The sequence below is a fragment of the Variovorax sp. TLI9-5A genome (assembly GCF_056867935.1).
In genome coordinates this window covers 2,910,331-2,930,899 of sequence record NZ_CP200310.1, presented here as the reverse complement: position 1 = coordinate 2,930,899, position 20,569 = coordinate 2,910,331, and the positions used below count along the sequence as shown (strand labels likewise).

Sequence of the window (20,569 nt, the reverse complement as noted above, 5' to 3'; positions counted from 1 at the left end):
CGCGCCGGGCCGCCCCAAGCAAGCGAACGGCCCCCTCGGGGGGCAGCGAGGACACGAAGTGCCGAGCGTGGGGGCTACATCATGAGCACCGTGATGGTCGCGACGATGGTGCTGTGCTTCGCACTGTCGATTTCGGTGGCGGTGTCCATCGGGCTGGCGTCGATCCTGGGCATCCAGGTGACCAACGCCAACATGCTGATCTCCGTGAAGGAGATGTTCAACTCGATCAACAAGTTTCCGCTGGCGGCCATCCCGTTCTTCATCCTGGCCGGCAACCTGATGGAGACGGGCGGCATCTCGCGGCGGCTGGTGGAGTTCGCCAAGAGCATCGTGGGCGGCGTGCAGGGCGGCCTGCCGATGACCTGCGTGCTCACCTGCATGATCTTCGCGGCGGTGTCGGGCTCGTCGGTGGCAACCACCTTCGCGATCGGCGCCATCCTGATCCCGGCGCTCATCAAGCACGGCTACCCCACCTCGTACGCGGCGGCCCTGCAGGCCACCAGCGCGGAGCTGGGCGTGATCATCCCGCCGTCGATCCCGATGATCCTGTACGGCGTGAGCGCCGAAGTGTCCATCGGCGAGCTGTTCATCGCGGGCTTCGGCCCGGGCATCCTGATCAGCCTGGTGCTGATGCTGTTCGTGTGGGTCTACTGCAAGTGGAAGGGCTGGGGCAAGAACGACGGCGAGGGCCGCATGCCCTTCGGCCGGGCCCTGTGGCAGGCCGGCTGGGCGCTGCTGATGCCCGTGATCATCCTCGGCGGCATCTACGGCGGCATCTTCACGCCGACCGAAGCCTCGGCGGTGGCGGTGTTCTACGCGCTGGTGGTGGGCATGCTGGTCTACCGCGAGATCAGGCTGGGCGACCTCTACGCGATCCTGCGCAAGTCGGTGGTGTCGTCGGCGGTGATCATGTTCATCATCGCCAACGCGGGCCTGTTCGCGTTCCTCATCACCCGTGCCGGCGTGCCCGACGCCATCGGCCGCTGGCTGCAGGAGGTGCTGCAGTCGCCGGCGATGTTCCTGCTGGGCGTAAACGCGGCGCTGTTCGTGATCGGCATGTTCATCGAGACCAGCGCGGCGATCATCGTGCTCGCGCCGATCCTGGCGCCGGTGGCTGTGCACTTCGGCATCGACCCGGTGCACTTCGGCCTGATCATGGTGGTGAACCTCGCACTCGGCATGATCACCCCGCCCTTCGGCGTGAACCTGTTCGCTGCCTGTACCGTGGCGCGAATATCGCTGGACCGCATCGTGAAGCACCTCGTGCCTTTCGTGCTGGTGATCCTGGGGTGCCTGATGGTGATCACCTACGTGCCATGGATCTCGCTGGCGCTGCGGGATCTGGTCTACGCCAGATAGTCAGTCGCGGCGCAGGTACACGCTGGGCGGCACGCCCAGCGTGCGCCGGAACATCGCGGTGAAGGCGCTCGGGCTCTCGTAGCCGTGCGCCAGCGCCACTTCCAGGATCGACGCACCGGCCGCCAGTTGCGGCAGGCTCAGCAGCAGCCTCGCCTGCCGGCACCACGCGCCGAAGTTCATGCCCGTCTCGCGCTGGAACAGGCGCGCGAGCGTGCGGCTGTTCATGTGCAGGCGCAGCGCCCAGTCGTCCAGCGTGGCGGGCAGAGCAGGGTCGCGCACGAGTTCCTCGCACAGCGCGGCCAGCCGGGCGTGGCGCGGCATCGGCACATGCAGGGAGAGCGCCGGCGCGGCTTCTATCTCGTCGAGGATCAGCTCCATCACCCGCTCGTCGCGCCCGCCCGGCGCGTAGTCCAGCGGCAACGACACGGCCGTGACGATCAGCTCCCGCAGCAGCGCGCCGACGTGGATCACGCGGCACTCGCCGCCCAGGTCGGCACGCGTGCCGGGCTCGACGAACACGGTGCGCATGCGCACTTCGCCCGCCATCTGTATCCGGTGCTCCATGCCGCCGGGCACCCACACGCCGCGGCCGGTCGGCACCACCCAGCTGCCGGCTGCGGCGCTCACCAGCATCACGCCCGAAATCGCGTGGATGAGCTGCCCGCGCCGGTGCGTGTGCGCAGGGATGAAGGCATCGCCCGCCGGGTCGGTCGCCAGCACCGCGACGGCGCGCGGGGTCGACTCGCCGTGCTCCGGACGGAGGTTGATAGCTGCCTGAGCTTCTTTGTCCATTTCTCGACGACGCTTGAGGATTCGTAGCGAGAACATCTTCTCACGGCTTCCTACGATGCTTTTTCCACTCCTCCTGCAAAACGAAAGAAGCATCCGTCATGAACAAGCGCCGACTCGGGCTGCTCACCGGCACCCATGCCGTCAACGATCTCTACCAAGGCCTCGTGCCTGCCCTGCTGCCCTTCATGGTGCTGGAGCGCGGCTACAGCTACACGGCAGTCAGCGGCCTGATGCTGGCGGCCACCGGCCTGTCGAGCGTGGTGCAGCCGCTGTTCGGCCTGTACGCCGACCGGCACCCGCGCAGCTGGCTGATGCCCTCGGGCTTCCTGGTGGCCGCGTTGGGCGTGGTGCTGGCCGGCCTGAGCCAGAGCTACCTGCCGACCTGGATCGCGATGGCGCTGTGCGGGCTGGGCATCGCGGCCTACCACCCGCCCGCAACGGTGGCGGCGCGCGCGGCCGGCGGCGGCTCGCAGAAGGCGATGAGCGTGTTCTCGGTGGGCGGCACCATCGGCGCCTCGTTCGCGCCGGTGCTGGCGGCCACGGCCGTGGGCGGCGGCAGCCTGTCGCGCAGCTACCTGCTGGGCGTGCCGGCGCTGGCGATGGGCGTGGTGTGGTTCGCCGCGAACGCATGGCGCGGCACGGCCTCGGGCAGCAGCGCTGCGGCAGCCCGCAAGGCCGGCGACCATCTGATGAAGCCGCACAACGAATGGCGCGCCTTCGGGCTGCTGGTGGCGACCATCGTGGGCTGGTCGATCCCGTACGTCACGGTGATGTCGATGCTGTCGCTGCGCATCACGCGTGACCTGCACGGCTCGGCCTTCCAGGGTGCGGCGGCGCTCACCGCATTCACTGCGGCGGGTGCCGCGGGCACGCTGCTCGGCGGCTGGCTGGGTGACCGCATCGGGCGCATGGGCACGATCCGCGCCGGCTACCTGCTCGCGCTGCCCTCGCTCGCGGGCATCGTGCTCGCGCCGGACGCCGACTGGGCGCTGGCCTGCACCGCGCTCTTCGGCCTGTGCATGTTCCTGCCCTTCGCCGCGCAGGTAACGCTGGCGCAGGACTACCTGCCGCGCAACCCGGCCACCGCCAGCGGCATCGCGCTGGGGCTGGCGCTGTCGGTGGGCGGGCTGGTGTCGCCGTTCTTCGGCATGCTGTCGGACGCGCGCGGCCTCGGCGTCACGCTGACAGCGGTGCTCTGCGTGCTGTGCGTGGCGGCGGTGCTGGCGCTGCGGCTGCGCAACCGCACCATGCAGGCGATGCCGGCCGAGACCGAAGGAGCTGCCGCCTGAAAAGGACCTGGCGCATGTTCGCTGCCAGAATCGAGCGCGGGGCCGGAGGGCCGGCGAAACGACAAGGAGGGACACTGCGCCATGAATCGATTCCTGAGCTGCGTACTGGGAAGCGCGCTACTGGCTCCGGCCGCCTTCGCCGCCGGGCCGGCAACGTCGGTAGCGCCGACGACACCGGCTGTGACCACCGTGCCGGCCGATCCCGCAGCAGGCATCCGCGAAGTCGAGGCCGCAGTGCGCGCCTGGGCCGCAGCATGGTCCGCACGCGACGTGACGCGCTACCTCGCCGCCTACGCGAGCGACTTCACGCCGCCGCGCGGCCAGGACCGCAAGGCCTGGGAGGCCGATCGCCGCGCGCGCATCGAAGAGAAGGCCGCCATCAGCGTGGAGATCGACGGCCTCGTCATCAGCCTCAAGGGACAGGCGGCCACCGCCAGCTTCCAGCAGACCTACAGCGCCGACAAGCTGCGCGAGAAGAGTCGCAAGACCCTGGAGCTGCAGCGCGTGGAAGGCCGCTGGCTCATCCGCAAGGAAGGCGCGGGCGGCTGACGCAAGCGCCCCGCTCAATGGCCCTGTAAGCCAAACGGTTCACGAAGGTGTCACCACTTGCAACCATGCTGCAGCCTTCGTTTCCCCAAGGCTGTGGCTGCCATGTTTCCCACCAAGACCGACAAGGCGCGCAACGAACTCCAGGGCGGACAGCGCACGCTCACCCAGCGCGAACGCGCCCTGCTGCTGATGGCCGACGGCCGGCGCTCCCTGACCGACTTCAGTCCCCTCTTCGCCAACCGCGATGAAGCCGAACGAGCGATCCAGACGCTGATCGAGAAGGGCTACCTGCAGAGCCCGAAGGCGGCGGCTGCCGCAGCCGCCCCGGCGGAGCCCCCCGCGCAGCCCGCGCCCTCGCCCATCCCCGCCATCGAGCCGATCCAGGTCGCCACCTCGGCCGACACCTTCGACGGCAAGCGTTCGCTGGCGACCACGCGCATGTTCCTCTTCGACATCTGCGAGCGCATGTTCGTGCGCCGCGACCCGAAGTTCGCGCTGCAGATGCGCGACGCACTGCGCGAAGCGCGCGACCGCGAGGCGATGCTGACCATCGCCGCGCTGATGCTCACCGAGATCGAGAAGACCGCCGGCGCGGAGCGCGCCGAGTCGCTGCGCGAGCGCATCGACCGGCTGCTGCCGCCGGCGGAGGTGATGCACTGACGCATCTGGTCGCAACAGCATCCGGCCTGTGACACCATCGCCGGGTGAATCTCTCCTCGTCTCCCGCCACCACACTGTCCTCACGCCTTCGCAACTGGGCCAGGCGCCTCAAGCGCGACGGCGTCACGCTCTGGTTCGCATGCCGGCATGCCGCCACGCCCTGGTACGCCAAGGCGCTGGGCGTATTCGTCGTGGCCTATGCGCTCAGTCCCATCGACCTCATTCCCGACTTCGTTCCGGTGCTCGGCTACGTCGACGACGTGCTGCTGCTGCCGGGGCTGATCTGGCTCACGATCCGGCTGATTCCGGCGCCGGTGCTCGCCGAATGCCGGCAGCGGGCCGATGCGTGGATGCAAAGCTCGGGTTCCAGGCCGACCAGCCGCTGGGGCGCCGCGCTGGTCGTGGCCGTGTGGGTCGCGGCCGGCCTGGGGGCCTGGTATCTGTGGGCGCGCTGAGCGCAGGCAGGCAAATCCGCCAGCCGGGCCGCTCGATCAACTACACTTGCCGGGGTCAGGAGAGAGCCCCGCATGCCGGGGCCGCCGAAGGCGCAGGGGGTCAGTTTCCCCCGAACGCTCAGGCAAAAGGACTGACGAGGCGCCGGTGAAAACCGGCGTTTCCTTGCTGGAGAGAGGCCGCCGCACGAAAGAGCAGACGGCCCACCGAAGGAGCAAACCCCGATCGTGGGGCGAATCTCTCAGGTAAAGCGGACAGCAGGGGTGGCCCATGGCTTGCGTCATGGATTTCGACTGCCCCTTTGGAGTGCCCCGTGGCCGCTTCCTCCGCATCCGCTACCGAACTTCTCAAGACGCCGCTGTACGACCTCCACCTGGAGCTGGGCGCCCGCATGGTGCCCTTCGCCGGCTACTCGATGCCGGTTCAGTACCCCGCCGGCCTGATGGCCGAACACAAGCACACGCGCGACGCGGCCGGCCTGTTCGACATTTCCCACATGGGCCAGCTTCGCCTGGTCGGGCCCGACGCCGCAGCCGCGTTCGAGACCCTGATGCCGGTCGACGTGATCGACCTGCCCGCCGGCAAGCAGCGCTATGGCCTGCTGCTGGACGACGAGGGCGGCATCCTCGACGACCTGATGTTCTTCAACGAGGGCAACGGCTCGATCTTCGTGATCGTCAACGGCGCCTGCAAAGTGGCCGACATTGCCCACATCCAGCAGAAAATCGGCTCGCGCTGCGAGGTGCGCCCCCTGCCCGACAACGCACTGCTCGCGCTGCAGGGCCCGCAGGCCGCAGCCACGCTGGCGCGGCTTTCGCCCGGCGTCGAGCGCTTCGTGTTCATGACCGGCGGCGCGGTGCAGATCGGCGGCATTGCAGCCTTCGTCACCCGCAGCGGCTACACCGGCGAGGACGGCTTCGAGATCTCGGTGGCCGCCACCGACGCCGAAGCCCTCGCCCGGCTGCTGCTGGCCCAGCCAGAGGTCAAGCCCGTCGGCCTGGGCGCGCGCAACTCGCTGCGGCTCGAAGCGGGCCTGTGCCTCTACGGCAACGACATCGACACCACCACCACGCCCGTCGAGGCCTCGCTCAACTGGGCGATGCAGAAGGTGCGCCGCGCGGGCGGCGCGCGCGAAGGCGGTTTTCCGGGTGCCGCGAAGGTGCTCGCGCAGCTCGCCGCCTCCACCGCCGGCGCGGCCGGCCACACCGACCACGACACCCTGAAGCGCAAGCGCGTAGGCCTCGTCGCGCTGGAACGCATTCCGGTGCGCGACGGCACGGTGCTGCAGTCCTTCGAGGGCCACGACATCGGCGCCGTCACCAGCGGCCTGCTCGGCCCCACGGCCGACCGCTGCGTCGCCATGGGCTACGTGGCCACCGCCTTCGCCGAGCCGGGCACGCGCGTGCAGGCCATCGTGCGCGGCAAGCCAGTGCCGATGGAAGTGTCGACCATGCCCTTCGTGCCCACCCGCTACTACCGCGGCTGACCGGCTAGGCTCTGCACCCCGATTCATTTTTTCCACGAGGAGTTTTTCCACCATGAGCATCAAGTACACCAAGGACCACGAATGGGTGTCGGCCGAAGGCGACGCGGCCACCGTCGGCATCACCGTGCATGCGCAGGACGCGCTGGGCGACGTGGTGTTCGTCGACCTGCCCGAAGTCGGCAAGACCTTCGCGCAGGGCGATGTCGCCGGTGTCGTCGAATCGGTGAAAGCCGCCGCCGACGTGTTCATGCCCGTGTCGGGCGAGATCACCGAAGTGAATGAAGCGCTGCGCGCCGACCCGTCGCTCGCCAACAGCGACCCGCTGGCCGCCGGCTGGTTCTTCAAGGTCAAGCTGAGCGACCCCGCGCAGCTCGACGCGCTGCTGGACGCTGCTTCGTACGACAAGTTCGCCGCCGAATCCTGATCCGCTGATTCCTTTCAGCACTTTTGTCTTTTCCCTCCGAGCCCTCACCGCCATGCCGACGCCCGCCCTTCCTTCTTTGCAAGAACTAGAGAACGCCGAGGAATTCCCCGCTCGCCACATCGGCATCGATGCGGCGGACGAGGCGCGCATGCTGCCGGCGATCGGCTCGGAAACGCGCGCCGAGCTCATCGACGGCATCGTGCCGGCGGCCATCCGCCGCTCGAAGCCGATGCGCCTGCCCGCACCGGTCACCGAGGCCGACGCGCTGGCCGAGCTGAAGGCGATGGCGTCGAAGAACAAGGTGTTGCGCAACTTCATCGGACAGGGCTACTACGGCAACCACACGCCGGGCGTGATCCTGCGCAACATCCTCGAGAACCCCGCCTGGTACACCGCCTACACGCCCTACCAGGCCGAGATCTCGCAGGGCCGCATGGAAGCCCTGCTCAACTTCCAGACGATGGTGTGCGACCTCACGGGCATGGCCATCGCCAACGCATCGATGCTCGACGAAGCCACGGCCGCCGCCGAGGCCATGACGCTGGCCAAGCGCAGCGTGAAGAGCAAGAGCAACGTGTTCCTCGTGTCTGGCGACTGCCACCCGCAGACCATCGAAGTCATCAAGACCCGCGCCGCGCCGCTGGGCATCGAGGTCAAGGTGAGCACCGTGTCGGAAACGCTGCCGCACCTGATGGCGAGCGGCGCCTTCTTCGGCGTGCTCGCGCAGTACCCCGCCACCACCGGCCACGTGCACGACCTGCGCCCGCTCGCGGGCCACGCGCACCAGTGCGACGCCGCCTTCATCGTCGCGGCCGACCTGCTGGCGCTGACGCTGCTGGCGCCTCCCGGCGAATGGGGCGCGGACATCGTCTGCGGCACCACGCAGCGCTTCGGCATGCCGCTGTGCAACGGCGGCCCGCACGCCGCCTACCTGGCCTGCCGCGACGAGTTCAAGCGCTCGCTGCCGGGCCGCCTCGTGGGCGTGAGCGTCGACACGCACGGCCAGCCGGCGTATCGCCTCGCGCTGCAGACACGCGAGCAGCACATCCGCCGCGAGAAGGCCACTTCCAACATCTGTACCGCGCAGGTGCTGCCGGCCGTGGTGGCCAGCATGTACGCCGTGTACCACGGGCCCGACGGCCTCACGCGCATCGCGCAGCGCGTGGCCGCGCTCACCGCCGTGCTGGCCAAGGGCCTCGCGCAGATGGGCCGCGAGCCGGTGAACACCACCGCCTTCGACTCGCTGACCATCCGCACCGGCGAAGACACGCAGTCGATCATCGAGCGCGCGCAGGCCGCCGGCGTCAACCTGCGCCAGCGCCTGCAGCAGCACCTGGGCATCTCGCTGGACGAGACCAGCACGCGCGCCGATGTCGAAACCCTGTGGGGCCTGTTCGCGCCCGCCGGCAAGCAGGCGCCGCGCTTCGACGATCTCTCGGGCAGCACCACGCCGCTGATTCCCGAAGAGCTGCGCCGCAGCAGCGCCTTCCTCACGCACCCGGTGTTCAACACCCACAAGAGCGAGACGGCGATGCTGCGCTACATCCGCAGCCTGTCCGACAAAGACCTGGCGCTCGACCGCAGCATGATCCCGCTGGGCAGCTGCACCATGAAGCTCAACGCGACCAGCGAGATGATCCCCATCACCTGGCCCGAGTTCGCCAACATCCACCCCTTCGCGCCGGCCGACCAGCTACAGGGCTACGCCCAGCTCGACGCCCAGTTGCGCGCCTGGCTGTGCGAGGCCACCGGCTACGCGGGCATCAGCCTGCAGCCCAACGCCGGCTCGCAGGGCGAGTACGCCGGCCTGCTGGCCATCAAGTCCTTCCACGAGGCCAAGGGCCAGGGGCATCGCAACATCTGCCTGATCCCGTCTTCGGCGCACGGCACCAACCCCGCGAGCGCGCAGATGGTCGGCCTGCAGGTGGTGGTGACGGCCTGCGACGCGCAGGGCAACGTCGATATGGACGACCTGAAGCGCGCCTGCGAGAAGCACAGCGCCAACCTGGCCGCGGTGATGATCACCTACCCCAGCACGCACGGCGTGTTCGAGACCCGCGTGAAGGAGCTCTGCGAGCTGGTGCACGAACATGGCGGTCGCGTGTACGTCGACGGCGCCAACATGAATGCGCTGGTCGGCGTGGCCGCGCCGGGCGAGTTCGGCGGCGACGTGAGCCACCTGAACCTGCACAAGACCTTCTGCATTCCGCACGGCGGCGGCGGCCCGGGCGTGGGCCCTGTCTGCGTCGTCGAAGACCTCGTGCCCTACCTGCCGGGCCATGCCACGGCCGGCGTGCCGTCGAACGGCGTGGGCGCGGTGTCGGCCGCGCCGCTGGGCAATGCGGCCGTGCTGCCGATCAGCTGGATGTACTGCCGCATGATGGGCGCCAAGGGCCTGCAGGCCGCGACCGAGACGGCCATCCTCAGCGCCAACTACATCAGCGCGCGCCTGAAGGACCACTACCCCACGCTGTACGCGAGCCCCAACGGGCACGTCGCGCACGAGTGCATTCTCGACCTGCGCCCGCTCAAGGACACCAGCGGCGTCACCGCCGAGGACGTGGCCAAGCGCCTGATCGACTACGGCTTCCACGCGCCCACGCTGAGCTTCCCCGTGCCCGGCACGCTGATGGTGGAGCCCACCGAGAGCGAGCCGCTGGCCGAGCTCGACCGCTTCATCGACGCGATGATCGCCATCCGCGGCGAAATCCGCCGCATCGAGGAAGGCGTCTGGCCGAAGGAAGACAACCCGCTCAAGCACGCGCCGCACACGGCCGCGAGCCTGCTGGGCAGCGAGTGGAGCCACCCCTACTCGCGCGAACTCGGCGCCTTCCCGCTGGCCGCGCTCAAGAGCGCCAAGTACTGGCCGCCGGTCGGCCGCGTCGACAACGTCTACGGCGACCGCAACCTGTTCTGCAGCTGCGTGCCGGTGAGCGAGTACAGCGAGGAAGCCGAAGAGGCCTGAGCAAGCAGAAGCCGCGAAGCCGCGTCCTTCTACGATGACGAAGGCTCGCGGCGGTAGGTCGCCCATTTCACGGTCAGGATGTCCGCCGCGATCTTGGCGGCGTTGACGCCCGCATAGGCCTGCGACGGATCGAACTGGAATGCCTCGCGGTAGCGCCTGATCTGCGCGTAGTCCCGGTCGAAGGTCATCGGGCCCATGAGTTCGTCAGGATCGGTGCCCGCGGGAAGCGCGAGGAATTTCTCCGAATCGGTGGCACTCTGGTAGAGGTCGACGCTCATCTGGTTCATACGGTGGTCCTCCGGAGCTTGGTTTCGGAACCCAAGCCTCGGCGACACCCGGCTCCCGTGCAATCGGTGCGCGCCTACACGGCGCGCCGGAGGAGGCCCACGGCCACCTCGGCGCCGCCGTCAGTCAGGGCTGCTTCTTCTTCGCCACGTCGCCCGTGGCGATCTGCTCGCGGAAGGCGCGCATGCTGGCCTTCAGCTTGCGCTCGTTCTCCAGCCCCATGCGCACCATGATCTTCTGACCCGAGGACATGGCCTCCAGTTGCGGATCGGCGTATTCGTAGCGCACCCACGGGCGCTGCGAGGGAATGTCGCCCTTCACCTCGACCAGCCGCACCTGCACCGGGCCGGCGGGTTCGGGCGCCTGCAGCAGGTGGTCGATCACCGCGACGAGCCTGTCGTTGAAGTAGCGCCCCGGATAGCCCAACTCTTCGTAGGCCTGCTGGAAGAGCGGATAGAGCCGCGCATAGGCCTTGGCCGCCTTCGCCGGATCGACCGACTCGGCGAACAGCACCATGGGGTTGTAGCGCGCCGCATTGTTGGCGGCGATGACCTGCTTGTCGCCCTGCCCCGAAGTGATGAAGCGCTGCTTCGTCTGCTGCACCGGCCACGCGCTCGCTGGCGCCTGCTCGCGCGCGAGGTTGTCCACCGTTGCCACGAAGCGGCGCACGATGCCGTCGAACTGCAGGAAGTCGGCCACGTTCTTGCTGCCGAACAGGTCGACGAGCGCCTTCATCACGCGCGTATCCGTGTCGGTGGCGTTCGTGAGCCCCGCGTCGGGCACCGCGATCCCGTCCATCGGGTTTCGCGGTTCCTGGGATTGAGGTGCAGGCGCAGGTGCCGGCGGGGGCGGCGTTCCGTCGTTCGGCGCCGCGGCCACCGGCGTGGTCTCGGGCGGCTGCTGCTGTTGCTGGTACCAGCGCCAGCCGAAGAACCCGGCCGCGAGCAGCACGAGCACCGCGACGACGATGGTTCCCATGGGCGTTTCGCGGCGGGGTCTGAACTCGGGGGCGTCGCGGGTGTCGCTATCGGACATAGGGGCGGGTTCCTTGTGCTGGAGTGTCAGGAAGGCGAGCGGCTATGGTGCACCAGATCGGGTCATGGCCGGCCCGCCTCGTCGTAACGCCCTGTGACGCGGCGACCGCGCTCAAGTTCAGCCGCTCATGCCGCGCCGGTCTGCGCGCTGAGTGCCTGCAACCACGCCAGCGTGGCCTGCAGCTCGGCCGGACGGATCTCGTGCGCGCCCGGAAAGTCCGTGCCCGACAGCGCCAGCGGCAAGGTGCGCGCCAGATCGCGCGTGGCCTGCGCCGCGCTCGGCGGAATCACGTTGTCGGCGCTGCCATGGCTCACCCACAGCGCCTTGCCCTCGAAGGCCTCGGGCGGCGCGATGTGCGGCACCACCTGAGACAGCAGCCGGCTGTGCCACACCATCGCGGCGCGCACGCTCGCGGGCTTGGTCAGCAGCAGCGACAGCGCCATGATCCCGCCCTGGCTGAACCCGCCGACGATCACGCGCTCCGGCGGCACGCCCAGCTGCTGCGCGGCCGAGGCGAGCATCTCGCTGACGAGAAAGCGGCTTTCGCGCTCCTGCTCCTCGTCGATGCGGCGCTCGCCGTTGGGCAGCACCTGGAACTCGAACCACGCATAGGCGTCGGGCGACAGCACATAGGGAGCGCGCAGGCTCAGCACGTGGAACTGCGGCGGCATCATCCGCGCCAGGCCGAACAGGTCCTGCTCGTTGCTGCCGACGCCGTGCATCAGCACCAGCAGCCAGGGCTCGCGCACATCGGGTTTCGCGCCGTGCGCGAGGAATTTCAGGGGCAGGTGAAGCTGGGTCATGGTTCTGGTTCTCTTTCCTTCTTCTTTCTTTTCTTCAGCGGAACCCTCGCGCCAGCTCGCGCGTGAGCTCGGCTGCCGGGATCTCGCGGCAACCGGTCGCGTTCTGCCCCGACCACAGCGGGGAGAAGTCGCCACTGCCCTGCGCCTCGGCCTTGGCACGCAGCGGCGCGATGGCTGAAGTGGCCAGCGGAAACTCCGGCGCCGCCGCGCCGATGGGGCCTAGATCGCGCATCACGCGGTTCACGATGCCGCGCGCCGGCCGGCCGGTGAAGAGATTGGTAAGCGCCGTGTGCCGCGCGGCCCTGCTCTTGAGCGCCTCGCGATGGATCGCACTGGTGGTTGCCTCGGGCGTCAGCATGTAGGCCGTGCCGATCTGCACACCCGCCGCGCCCAGCGCCATGGCGGCGGCCACGCCGGCCGCATCCGCGATGCCGCCGGCCGCGATCACCGGCACCTTGACGGCATGCACCAGCTGCGGCAACAGCGCGAAGGTGCCGAGTTGCCGCGTCAGGTCGTGGGACAGGAAATGGCCGCGATGCCCGCCGGCTTCGAGCCCTTGCGCGATGACGGCATCCACGCCGCGCGCCTCGAGCCACTGCGCCTCCTCGACCGTGGTGGCCGAAGCCAGCACCTTCGCGCCCCAGCCGTGCACTTGCGCCATCAGCTCCTCGGAGGGCAGCCCGAAATGAAAGCTCACCACCGCAGGCCGGAACTCGGCCACCACCCCAGCCACTTCGGCGCTGAAGGGGTTGCGCCCCGGGCCGGTGGGAATGCTCGCTGCGTCGATGCCGAACTCGGTGTAATACGGTGCCAGCGCGGCACGCCAGGCAGCCTCGCGCTCGGCGCTGGGCACGGGCGGCGTGTGGCAGAAGAAGTTGACGTTGTAAGGCTTGTCGGTGCCCGCGCGGATCGCGGCGATCTCGCTGCGCAGGGCGTCGGTGCCCAGCATAGCTGCCGGCAGGGAGCCCAGGCCGCCGGCGTTGCTGACCGCGATGGCCATTGCGCTGCCTTGTATGCCGGCCATCGGGGCCTGGATGAGCGGGAGATCCGTTCCGAGGAGTTGTTGCAGCGTGGTCATTCGAGGGCGCTCCTTCTGTTTTGTCGAATGCCGGCCATTCTCCGGCCAAGCCGGAGGTCGCCGCGGCGGCAGGGTCATCGCCCCGCTTCAGCTCACTCCTCGCTGGTCCACTCCACCTGCACGCCCAGGCTGCGCAGGTTCTCCACGAAGCGCGGATGCGCGCGGCGGATCGGCGCCGCATTGCGGATCTCGGAGCGGCCCTCGATGCTCGCCGCCACCATGAAGAGCGCTATCGCCACGCGGATGATGTACGGGCTCTCGACCACCGCCGGCGTCAGCGGATTGCCGCCGAAGGTGATGAGCCGGTGCGGGTCGGACGAGAACACGTGCGCGCCGAACTTCGAGAGCTCGCCAGTCCAGCCCAGTGCGCCGTCGTACACCTTGTTCCAGAACATCGCGTTGCCTTCGGCACGCACGCCCAGCGCGATGAAGATCGGCAGCAGGTCCACCGGAAAGTAAGGCCACGGCGCCGCCTCGACCTTGGTGAGCACGTTGCTCGTGAACGGCGTCTGCACCTTCAGCGGGCCGCTGCGGATCGCGCGCGACCAGCCTTCCTTGTGCTCGATCTGCACGCCGAACTTGGCGAAGGTGCGGTCGAGCAGCGGAAAGTTCTCGGGCGCGCTGTTGCGCACGATCACGTCGCCGCCGGTGATGGCGCCCAGGGCGAGGAAGGTGGTGATCTCGTGAAAGTCTTCATCGAAGCGGAACTCGCCGCCCTTGAGCGTGCCGCCGCCGTGCACCGTGAGCCGCGAGGTGCCAATGCCATCGATGCGCACGCCGATCATCGACATGAAGCGGCAGAACTCCTGCACGTGCGGCTCCGAGGCTGCATTGGTCAATGTCGAGGCGCCGTCGGTGGCCGCGGCGCACAGCACGAAGTTCTCGGTGGTCGTGACCGAGGCGTAGTCCAGCCAGTGGTCGGTGGGCATCAGCCTGCCCTTGCTGCGCACCAGCAGCGAGCCCTCGGTGCGCTCCACCTCGCCGCCGAAGCGCTGGAACACCTCCACGTGCGGATCGATCTCGCGCACGCCCAGCGTGCAGCCCTTGACGTTGTCCTCCAGCCGCGCCACGCCGAAGCGCGCCAAGAGCGGCGGCACCAGCATGATCGACGAGCGCATCTCCTCCGGCAGCCGGTGGCGCGATGCGTCGAAGGCCGTCTCGCGGTGGTGCAGCTCCAGCGTGCCCGTTTCGTGGTCCATGCGCACGTCGCTGCCCAGGGTGCGGAAGATGTCCAGGATCTTGCGCACATCGGTGATGTCGGGCACGCCATGCAGGCGCAGCGGCTCCCAGGTAAGAAGCGTGGCGCAGAGCACCGGCAGCACTGCGTTCTTGTTGGCGGAAGGGGTGATGCGGCCACGCAGCGGCGTACCGCCGTGCACGATGAGGTTGGACATGGAGAAGAGAGCGCGCGAGAAGGCGGGAAAGCGACCGGGAGTGGAGGCGGCAGGAAAAGATTCGGAAATAGTCCGAAACGGGAGACAGGACTTTACCGTCGGAAAGCGGCACGAACGGGGCCGAGTTGTAAGAACTCAAGGCAGAAGACGCCAGATTGGCAACTCTTTCGCATTACTTTCGGATTCCATCGGTCGCCCATCGATGCGTTCGCGGACCGACTCGCGACGAACTTGTTACTCCCCCACCCCGCACCGGCTCCCCTAGATTGGCTGCACCCAGCCCCATTCGCTGGAGAAACAACCAACATCCGAAGGAAAAGTGAAATGAGCCACGCCCCCTCCTACACCGGCGGCTGCGCCTGCGGCGCGATCCGCTACGAGATCCCGTCCGAGCCGATCTTCCAGAACCACTGCCAGTGCCTCGACTGCCAGCACAAGAGCGGCACCGGCCACGGCTCGTACCTGAGCTTCATGCGCGGCGGCGCGAAGCAGACGGGCAGCGCCACGCTGTGGGACATGGTCGGCGACAGCGGCAACGTGAAAACCCGCGCGTTCTGCCCCACCTGCGGCTCGCCCGTGTACATGACCTATGCGGCGATGCCGGATGTCATTACCGTGCATGCAGCGAGTCTTGATGACCCGGGCCGGTTCAGGCCGCAGGCGGTCACTTATGCCGTGCGGGGGTACGAATGGGACATGCTGGACCCGGCGCTGACGAGATTCGAGCGGATGCCGCCGGGCAATTGAGGCCCTACCCCGTCAGCGCCTCGCACTGGCTTTCGATCCGCGCATGAAGAAGCCCCAGCGTCGCCGACAGAAGCCGCTGCAGCGAGCTTCGCTGGCAGGCATCGAAGAGCGGCGCGGGGTCTGCGTCGGACGAAGCGGCATCGCGCCGGTCTTCGTCCCAGCCGAGCAGTTGCACCAGCGTCTGCGCGCCCTGCACCACGTCGCGTGCATCGTTGAGGAATGCGGCCTGGTCTTGCCGGGACGAATCGCCGAGCCGGTCACCCTGGACCCACTCGAAGGGCTTGAACTGGGCGGAGGGACGATAAGGAGCGCAAGCGCAGCGAGCGCTGGCGCTTGCCGCGTCGTTTGAAGAAGCATTGGCCATGAGTGGGCCTCCCAAGGATGTCGATTTGCAGAAACCGACGCACCCGCTGTCAAACGAGGGCGGCAGCTCGAACGGGTTGACAGACCGGGACATCCTTGCGGAAACCGGCAGGGCGCGAGCCCTCCCGTTCGAGCCGCCTAAAAATTAGGCGCAAACGAAAAAGCCGCAGACCAGTGCGGTGGCTGCGGCTCTCGTCGCAGGATGTCGGCGGGCTGTCAAACCCGGCCTCGCTCATCACGAGGCGGGGGCAATGTAAGCGTTGTAGCCGAAGGGCGTCAAGAGCCCGAATCCAGAGCTGCCTTGGGCAGAGACATTGTTCGCAGCGCACGTTCCAAGGCAAGGTGCCCGTGCCCTGCTAGGATCGTTCCCCGGGAAAACAGCCTCCCGATCTGCAAGGAAAGACGGTGTCCCGTCCAAGCGCTGGCGACTCACAACGGAGACTTCCGTGGACACCGCCTTGCCTCACACGTCACCCGCGCTCTCCGCGCCCCCCGAGCCCGCCTCCTTTGCCGAAGCCTTCCGCTTCTGGCTGAAGCTCGGCTTCATCGGCTTCATCGGCTTCATCGGCTTCGGCGGCCCCGCTGGCCAGATCGCGAACTTGCATGTCGAGTTGGTCGAGCGTCGGCGCCGGATCGGCGAGGAGAGCTTCTTGCACATCCGCCCCCCGGCCTCGACCGAGGCGACCCGATGAGCACGCCGTCCATGCCTCGCCCACGCTGCGGCCTGATGCGGCTGCTGCCCTCCGGGGCCGATCCCGGCGCCCTGCCCGTGCTCGTCGCCCGGGGACTCCGCGCCTTCGCCGACGGGTACATGGCCGTGCTGCTGCCGGCCTATCTGCTTTCGTTAGGGCTGGGAACACTGGAGGTCGGCATCGTCAGCACGGCAACGATGCTGGGCTCGGCGCTCGCAACGCTGGCGGTCGGCGTCTGGGGATACCGTTTCGCTGCGGGGCGATTGCTTCGCGGCGCGGCCCTGCTGATGGCTGCCACCGGCCTTGGCTTCGCGGGGCTTTCCTCGTTCTGGCCGTTGCTGCTCGTCGCGGTGATCGGCACGCTCAACCCCAGCTCGGGCGACGTCAGCGTATTTCTTCCGCTGGAGCACACCCGGCTGGCCGGTGCGGCGCAGGGCCATGCGCGTACCGCGCTGTTCGCCCGCTACAGCCTGCTCGGTGCCCTGTGCGCAGCCCTGGGAGCGCTGGCCGCGGCGGTGCCCGACTGGCTGGTCCGGCACACCGGCTTCGCACGGCTCGACGCACTGCGCGGGATGTTCGTGGTCTACGCCGTGATCGGACTGGCCGTCTTCCGGCTTTATCGGAACCTGCCCACCCATGCAGGCGCCGGCAACGCAGACGGCCTGCCCGTAGCGCCCGCGCCGCTGGGGCCCTCTCGCCCCGTCGTGATGCGATTGGCGGCGCTCTTCAGCGTCGATGCGTTCGCCGGCGGGCTCACGGTCAACGCGCTGATGTCGCTCTGGCTGCTGGAGCGGTTCGGCTTCTCGCTGACCCAGGCCGGCGTGTTCTTCTTCTGGACGGGCCTGCTGAGCGCCGCATCGCAACTGGCGGCGCCCTTGGTTGCGCAGCGCGTCGGCCTGCTCAACACCATGGTCTTCACGCACCTGCCCGCCAACGTCTGCCTCGTGCTTGCCGCGCTGGCGCCCAGCCTGCCGGTCGCGCTGGGCCTGCTGATGATCCGCAGCTCGCTGTCCTCGATGGACGTGCCCGCGCGAACGGCCTATGTGATGACCGTGGTGACGCCGGCCGAACGCAATGCCGCTGCGAGCTTCACAGCCGTACCGAGGAGCCTCGCCGCGGCCATCAGCCCGACGCTCAGCGGCGCGCTGTTCGCTGCCGGATGGATCTCGTCGCCGCTCGTCGCGTGCGGGCTTCTGAAGATCGTCTATGACCTCACGCTCTGGCGCGCCATGCGGCGGAACCGGCTGCACGGCGAGTAGGCGCCGCCGGACGGCGCCGGTTCGGCGGTTCAGTGGCTGTGCTGATGGTGCACGTCGGGAACGTGAGGGTGCGCATGGCGCCTCGGCTCATGCACATGAGAGTGGCTGTGCGCTCCTACCGGGAGCACGTCATGCGTGTGGTCATGATGGCCGTCGTCATGGCGATGCGCGTGCTCGTGCTCCAGGCGTTCGTGCTCGTGTTCGTGGCCGTGCGACTCCGCCAGGTGCAGCGCCACCCCCAGCATCATCAGGACGCCGCCCGCGGCCATCACCCATGTTCCGCTTCGATCGCCCAGTGCGATGGCGAAGGCTGCGCCGATGAACGGCGCGAAGGCGAAGACCGAGCCGGTGCGCGCCGCACCGAAGGCACGTTGAGCGAGCAGGTAGAAGCGCAGGCTCAGCCCGTAGCCGCTGGCGCCGATCGCGAACAGCGCCAGCGCGACGCTCCACGCCGGCCACGGCTCGCCGAGCAGCCAGGCGAGAACGGTCGTCGCCACCGTCCCGATTGCCGCCTTGCCCAGCACGACCTGCCCCGGGTCGCGTTCCGCCAGCGCGCGCGAGAGCGTGTTGTCCGCGCCCCAGGCGGCGGTGGCAAGCAGCACCGAGAGCATCCCCCACAGCTGCGCGGCGCCGCTGCGCCCCTGGTCCAGGACCAGCGCCGCGCCGCCGACGAGCAGGAGCAGCATCGCCGCCCAGACGCGGCGGTCCATCGTCTCCCGGTACAGCAGCCGCGCCAGCAGCGCCGTGAAGAGAGCTTCCAGCGTCAGCATCAGCGACGCGCTGGTGCCGCTCGTGTGCTGCAGCCCCCAGGCCAATGCCACGGGCCCGAGCACCGCACCGAAGGCGGCCATCGACAGGAGCCGGGGAACATCGCCTCGCACCACGCGGGCTTCCCGCTCTATCCGCTGACGCGAGGCCATGCCGACGGCGGCCGCGCCCGCATACAGCAACGCGGCGGTGGTGAATGCCCCCAGTCCCTTGCCGAAATGCTGGACAAGCGGCGTGCTGACGCCGAAGAGAAGCGCCGCAAGCAGCGCGAGCAATCCGCCGCGTACGGCGGGCAGGGAGAAGTGTGTCGCCGTCATGAGAGGCCTTGTTCACCGTGAAGCGAGTGGCTGTCCGCTTGCGGCCATCGGCCAGCTTCAGCGGCGCAGAGACTCCTGAATGCCGGGAGTTTCATGTTCCTGGGGTTGGTGGGCGCATTCTCGGCGCACTCCGAAAGCCACGGCGACGGCCTGCCGTCCCGGCGGAGTTGCGCGAAGGCCAAGAGCAGTTCAGCATCCGCAGTCCCTCCAACCCCAACCATCAAACACGGAGACCCGGATGAGAAAGCTCAAGCTCATGGAGCACGTGTCGCTCGACGGCGTGATCCAGCCTTCCAGCGAAGACGGCTTCCCCTATGCCGACTGGACGGCACCTTACCGGACTCCCGCCGGCCGGGACGAGGTGCTCGCCGCGCACGGCGGGCGCTTCGATCTGCTGCTGGGCCGGCGCACGTACGACATGTGGTCGGACTATTGGCCGAAGGCGCCGGCCGGTCCGATGGCGGATGGCTTGAATGCAGCGACCAAGTTCGTCGTCACCCATCGCCCGGAGAGCCTCGCATGGGGGCCGTTCGAAGGCGTCGGGCCGGATCTGGTCGAGGGCGTGCGGCGCATCAAGTCGCAGGCAGGCCCCAACCTTGTGCTGTGGGGCAGCTCCACGCTGACGTCGGCGCTGCTGGAGCATGGGCTTGCGGACGAGGTCCTGCTGATCGTCTATCCGGTGCTGGTGGGTACGGGCAAGCGCCTCTTCGCCGAGGGGACGCCGGGGTGCTCCTTCGAACTCGCCAGCACCAAGACGACGCCGTCCGGCCTCCTTATCAATACCTATAAGCTCGCCGGGCCGCTGCAGGCCACGTAACGAGTTGGACGGCGCGGCCTCGGCAGTTGCCGTCGATATCAGCTCGCTACGCCGTCTCCATCTCGGCTGCCATCAATCGCAGGTTCTGCACAGCCGCCCCCGCGGCGCCTTTGCCAAGGTTGTCCAGAACCGCGCCCAGGACGATCTGACCCGTGCGCTCATTGCACGCAACGGCCAGGCTCATATCGTTCGAGCCGTTGTGGACCTGCGGGTCCAGCTCGGTCATCGGCACGGCGGACGACATCGGCAGCACGTGAACGTGCGCCGCGTCGCGGTATCGCTGCGCAAGGCATTCGTGGATGCGCACGCCCGAGACATCGGAGGGAAGCATTCGCGCGTGCAATCCGACGGTGAGCACGATGCCCTGCCGATAGCTGCCATAGGCCGGCACGAAGATGGGGCGCTGCGTCAGGCCGGCGTAGGTCTCCATTTCCGCCACGTGCTTGTGCTCGAGTGCAAGACCGTAAAGCTTCAACGAATGCGCTCCCGCCCCGGCCTCGTGCGCTTCCGCCCCCGCCCTGCCCTGACCGGAATAGCCCGAGACGGCATGGATGGCAAGCGGATAGTCGGCGGGCAGGAGGCCCGCATCCGTCAACGGTCGCAGCAGGGCAACCGCGGCGGTGGGATAACAGCCCGGATTCGTAACCCGCGCTGCCGTGGCAATGCGTTCGCCTTGCCCTGCATCGAGTTCGGGCAGGCCGTAGACCCAGCCCGGGCTGGTGCGGTGAGCCGAGCTGGCGTCGATCACGCGCACCGAAGGGTTCTCGATCATCGCCACCGCGTCGCGCGCCGCTGCATCGGGCAGGCAAAGAATGGCGATGTCGCACTCGTTGAGAGCGGCCCTTCGGGCGGCCGCGTCCTTGCGCAGGTTCGCCGGCAATGTGCGGACGCGGAATTCCCCACCCCTGAGCCGGTTCTGCAAGTCAAGGCCGGTGGTGCCCTGATCGCCGTCGATGAAGATTTTGAGGTCCATGGAGCGCGATCGTAGGCATCCGACCTCGATGGCTCCAGCTAAATATATGGAACCCAGGATT

The 20,569-nt window shown here is 68.5% G+C and carries 20 protein-coding genes, 1 pseudogene and 2 riboswitches; of the genes and pseudogenes, 12 read left to right on the top strand and 9 right to left on the bottom strand.

The window, feature by feature from the left end; translation table 11 throughout:
• The first annotated feature begins 81 nt into the window (after positions 1-81).
• The gene (locus tag AC1VNX_RS13925; RefSeq protein ID WP_483157216.1) at positions 82-1,359 is read left to right on the top strand and encodes a TRAP transporter large permease; all 1,278 of its coding nucleotides are present in this window, start codon (positions 82-84) and stop codon (positions 1,357-1,359) included.
• Here AC1VNX_RS13925 and AC1VNX_RS13920 read toward each other — a convergent pair whose 3' ends face one another.
• Complete coding sequence (locus AC1VNX_RS13920) at positions 1,360-2,151, bottom strand: AraC family transcriptional regulator (protein ID WP_483157215.1); 792 nt, start codon at positions 2,149-2,151, stop codon at positions 1,360-1,362.
• Positions 2,152-2,249: 98 nt separating this feature from the next.
• Here AC1VNX_RS13920 and AC1VNX_RS13915 point away from each other — a divergent pair, with 98 nt between their 5' ends.
• From AC1VNX_RS13915 to gcvP, 7 genes are all read left to right on the top strand, one after another.
• Complete coding sequence (locus tag AC1VNX_RS13915) at positions 2,250-3,440, top strand: MFS transporter (RefSeq protein WP_483157214.1); 1,191 nt, start codon at positions 2,250-2,252, stop codon at positions 3,438-3,440.
• 81 nt (positions 3,441-3,521) lie between these two features.
• Positions 3,522-3,989 carry a L,D-transpeptidase Cds6 family protein gene (locus AC1VNX_RS13910; protein ID WP_483157213.1) on the top strand — a complete coding sequence of 156 codons (468 nt, stop codon included), beginning with the start codon at positions 3,522-3,524 and terminating at the stop codon, positions 3,987-3,989.
• A gap of 102 nt (positions 3,990-4,091) precedes the next feature.
• Complete coding sequence (locus tag AC1VNX_RS13905; RefSeq protein ID WP_483157212.1) at positions 4,092-4,649, top strand: hypothetical protein; 558 nt, start codon at positions 4,092-4,094, stop codon at positions 4,647-4,649.
• Positions 4,650-4,693: 44 nt separating this feature from the next.
• A complete protein-coding gene (locus AC1VNX_RS13900; protein WP_483157211.1) occupies positions 4,694-5,104 on the top strand; it encodes a YkvA family protein in 411 nt (136 codons plus the stop codon).
• Between the two features lie 46 nt (positions 5,105-5,150).
• A riboswitch (glycine riboswitch) is annotated at positions 5,151-5,248 on the top strand.
• Positions 5,249-5,260: 12 nt separating this feature from the next.
• Positions 5,261-5,370: riboswitch (glycine riboswitch) on the top strand.
• 45 nt (positions 5,371-5,415) lie between these two features.
• On the top strand, positions 5,416-6,588 hold the full coding sequence (gcvT, locus tag AC1VNX_RS13895) for a glycine cleavage system aminomethyltransferase GcvT (protein WP_483157210.1): 1,173 nt from the start codon (positions 5,416-5,418) through the stop codon (positions 6,586-6,588).
• Between the two features lie 52 nt (positions 6,589-6,640).
• Positions 6,641-7,012, top strand: a complete 372-nt coding sequence (gene gcvH, locus AC1VNX_RS13890) for a glycine cleavage system protein GcvH (RefSeq protein WP_301511341.1) — start codon at positions 6,641-6,643, stop codon at positions 7,010-7,012.
• A gap of 52 nt (positions 7,013-7,064) precedes the next feature.
• Complete coding sequence (gcvP, locus tag AC1VNX_RS13885; protein ID WP_483157209.1) at positions 7,065-9,977, top strand: aminomethyl-transferring glycine dehydrogenase; 2,913 nt, start codon at positions 7,065-7,067, stop codon at positions 9,975-9,977.
• A gap of 29 nt (positions 9,978-10,006) precedes the next feature.
• Here gcvP and AC1VNX_RS13880 read toward each other — a convergent pair whose 3' ends face one another.
• From AC1VNX_RS13880 to AC1VNX_RS13860, 5 genes are all read right to left on the bottom strand, one after another.
• A complete protein-coding gene (locus AC1VNX_RS13880; RefSeq protein ID WP_483157208.1) occupies positions 10,007-10,264 on the bottom strand; it encodes a hypothetical protein in 258 nt (85 codons plus the stop codon).
• Between the two features lie 124 nt (positions 10,265-10,388).
• Positions 10,389-11,297 carry a DUF3014 domain-containing protein gene (locus AC1VNX_RS13875; protein WP_483157207.1) on the bottom strand — a complete coding sequence of 303 codons (909 nt, stop codon included), beginning with the start codon at positions 11,295-11,297 and terminating at the stop codon, positions 10,389-10,391.
• A 125-nt stretch (positions 11,298-11,422) separates the two neighbouring features.
• Positions 11,423-12,100: an alpha/beta hydrolase gene (locus AC1VNX_RS13870; protein WP_483157206.1), complete on the bottom strand. Its 678-nt coding sequence runs from the start codon at positions 12,098-12,100 to the stop codon at positions 11,423-11,425.
• A gap of 34 nt (positions 12,101-12,134) precedes the next feature.
• A complete protein-coding gene (locus AC1VNX_RS13865) occupies positions 12,135-13,178 on the bottom strand; it encodes an NAD(P)H-dependent flavin oxidoreductase (protein ID WP_483157205.1) in 1,044 nt (347 codons plus the stop codon).
• 92 nt (positions 13,179-13,270) lie between these two features.
• Entirely contained in the window at positions 13,271-14,572 is a 1,302-nt protein-coding gene (locus AC1VNX_RS13860) for a UDP-N-acetylglucosamine 1-carboxyvinyltransferase (protein WP_483157204.1), read from the bottom strand.
• Positions 14,573-14,896: 324 nt separating this feature from the next.
• On the opposite strand from AC1VNX_RS13860, the gene AC1VNX_RS13855 reads away from it, so the two are divergent.
• Entirely contained in the window at positions 14,897-15,319 is a 423-nt protein-coding gene (locus AC1VNX_RS13855; protein ID WP_483157203.1) for a GFA family protein, read from the top strand.
• A gap of 4 nt (positions 15,320-15,323) precedes the next feature.
• On the opposite strand, the gene AC1VNX_RS13850 is transcribed toward AC1VNX_RS13855, so the two are convergent.
• Positions 15,324-15,683, bottom strand: coding sequence for a hypothetical protein (locus AC1VNX_RS13850; RefSeq protein ID WP_483157202.1), 360 nt, complete (start codon positions 15,681-15,683; stop codon positions 15,324-15,326).
• Between the two features lie 445 nt (positions 15,684-16,128).
• Here AC1VNX_RS13850 and AC1VNX_RS13845 point away from each other — a divergent pair.
• Both AC1VNX_RS13845 and AC1VNX_RS13840 read left to right on the top strand, forming a co-directional pair.
• Positions 16,129-16,338, top strand: a pseudogene (locus AC1VNX_RS13845) (chromate efflux transporter); the annotation flags it as partial.
• Positions 16,339-16,385: 47 nt separating this feature from the next.
• A complete protein-coding gene (locus tag AC1VNX_RS13840) occupies positions 16,386-17,633 on the top strand; it encodes an MFS transporter (RefSeq protein WP_483157201.1) in 1,248 nt (415 codons plus the stop codon).
• A 29-nt stretch (positions 17,634-17,662) separates the two neighbouring features.
• Here the strand turns inward: AC1VNX_RS13840 and AC1VNX_RS13835 are convergent, their stop codons facing one another.
• Positions 17,663-18,718 (bottom strand): DMT family transporter, encoded by a 1,056-nt coding sequence (locus tag AC1VNX_RS13835; protein ID WP_483157200.1) that lies wholly within the window; start codon positions 18,716-18,718, stop codon positions 17,663-17,665.
• A gap of 238 nt (positions 18,719-18,956) precedes the next feature.
• On the opposite strand from AC1VNX_RS13835, the gene AC1VNX_RS13830 reads away from it, so the two are divergent.
• A complete protein-coding gene (locus AC1VNX_RS13830; RefSeq protein WP_483157199.1) occupies positions 18,957-19,535 on the top strand; it encodes a dihydrofolate reductase family protein in 579 nt (192 codons plus the stop codon).
• 46 nt (positions 19,536-19,581) lie between these two features.
• On the opposite strand, the gene argC is transcribed toward AC1VNX_RS13830, so the two are convergent.
• Complete coding sequence (gene argC, locus AC1VNX_RS13825) at positions 19,582-20,508, bottom strand: N-acetyl-gamma-glutamyl-phosphate reductase (protein WP_483157198.1); 927 nt, start codon at positions 20,506-20,508, stop codon at positions 19,582-19,584.
• Between the last annotated feature and the right edge of the window lie 61 nt (positions 20,509-20,569).

What these genes read in the sequence shown, in the direction of transcription:
- AC1VNX_RS13925 (WP_483157216.1), top strand. Translation starts at nt 82, where the DNA reads ATGAGCACCGTGATGGTCGCGACGATGGTGCTGTGCTTCGCACTGTCG.
- AC1VNX_RS13920 (WP_483157215.1), bottom strand. Translation starts at nt 2,151, where the DNA reads ATGGACAAAGAAGCTCAGGCAGCTATCAACCTCCGTCCGGAGCACGGC.
- AC1VNX_RS13915 (WP_483157214.1), top strand. Translation starts at nt 2,250, where the DNA reads ATGAACAAGCGCCGACTCGGGCTGCTCACCGGCACCCATGCCGTCAAC.
- AC1VNX_RS13910 (WP_483157213.1), top strand. Translation starts at nt 3,522, where the DNA reads ATGAATCGATTCCTGAGCTGCGTACTGGGAAGCGCGCTACTGGCTCCG.
- AC1VNX_RS13905 (WP_483157212.1), top strand. Translation starts at nt 4,092, where the DNA reads ATGTTTCCCACCAAGACCGACAAGGCGCGCAACGAACTCCAGGGCGGA.
- gcvH (WP_301511341.1), top strand. Translation starts at nt 6,641, where the DNA reads ATGAGCATCAAGTACACCAAGGACCACGAATGGGTGTCGGCCGAAGGC.
- gcvP (WP_483157209.1), top strand. Translation starts at nt 7,065, where the DNA reads ATGCCGACGCCCGCCCTTCCTTCTTTGCAAGAACTAGAGAACGCCGAG.
- AC1VNX_RS13880 (WP_483157208.1), bottom strand. Translation starts at nt 10,264, where the DNA reads ATGAACCAGATGAGCGTCGACCTCTACCAGAGTGCCACCGATTCGGAG.
- AC1VNX_RS13875 (WP_483157207.1), bottom strand. Translation starts at nt 11,297, where the DNA reads ATGTCCGATAGCGACACCCGCGACGCCCCCGAGTTCAGACCCCGCCGC.
- AC1VNX_RS13870 (WP_483157206.1), bottom strand. Translation starts at nt 12,100, where the DNA reads ATGACCCAGCTTCACCTGCCCCTGAAATTCCTCGCGCACGGCGCGAAA.
- AC1VNX_RS13865 (WP_483157205.1), bottom strand. Translation starts at nt 13,178, where the DNA reads ATGACCACGCTGCAACAACTCCTCGGAACGGATCTCCCGCTCATCCAG.
- AC1VNX_RS13860 (WP_483157204.1), bottom strand. Translation starts at nt 14,572, where the DNA reads ATGTCCAACCTCATCGTGCACGGCGGTACGCCGCTGCGTGGCCGCATC.
- AC1VNX_RS13855 (WP_483157203.1), top strand. Translation starts at nt 14,897, where the DNA reads ATGAGCCACGCCCCCTCCTACACCGGCGGCTGCGCCTGCGGCGCGATC.
- AC1VNX_RS13850 (WP_483157202.1), bottom strand. Translation starts at nt 15,683, where the DNA reads ATGGCCAATGCTTCTTCAAACGACGCGGCAAGCGCCAGCGCTCGCTGC.
- AC1VNX_RS13840 (WP_483157201.1), top strand. Translation starts at nt 16,386, where the DNA reads ATGCCTCGCCCACGCTGCGGCCTGATGCGGCTGCTGCCCTCCGGGGCC.
- AC1VNX_RS13835 (WP_483157200.1), bottom strand. Translation starts at nt 18,718, where the DNA reads ATGACGGCGACACACTTCTCCCTGCCCGCCGTACGCGGCGGATTGCTC.
- AC1VNX_RS13830 (WP_483157199.1), top strand. Translation starts at nt 18,957, where the DNA reads ATGAGAAAGCTCAAGCTCATGGAGCACGTGTCGCTCGACGGCGTGATC.
- argC (WP_483157198.1), bottom strand. Translation starts at nt 20,508, where the DNA reads ATGGACCTCAAAATCTTCATCGACGGCGATCAGGGCACCACCGGCCTT.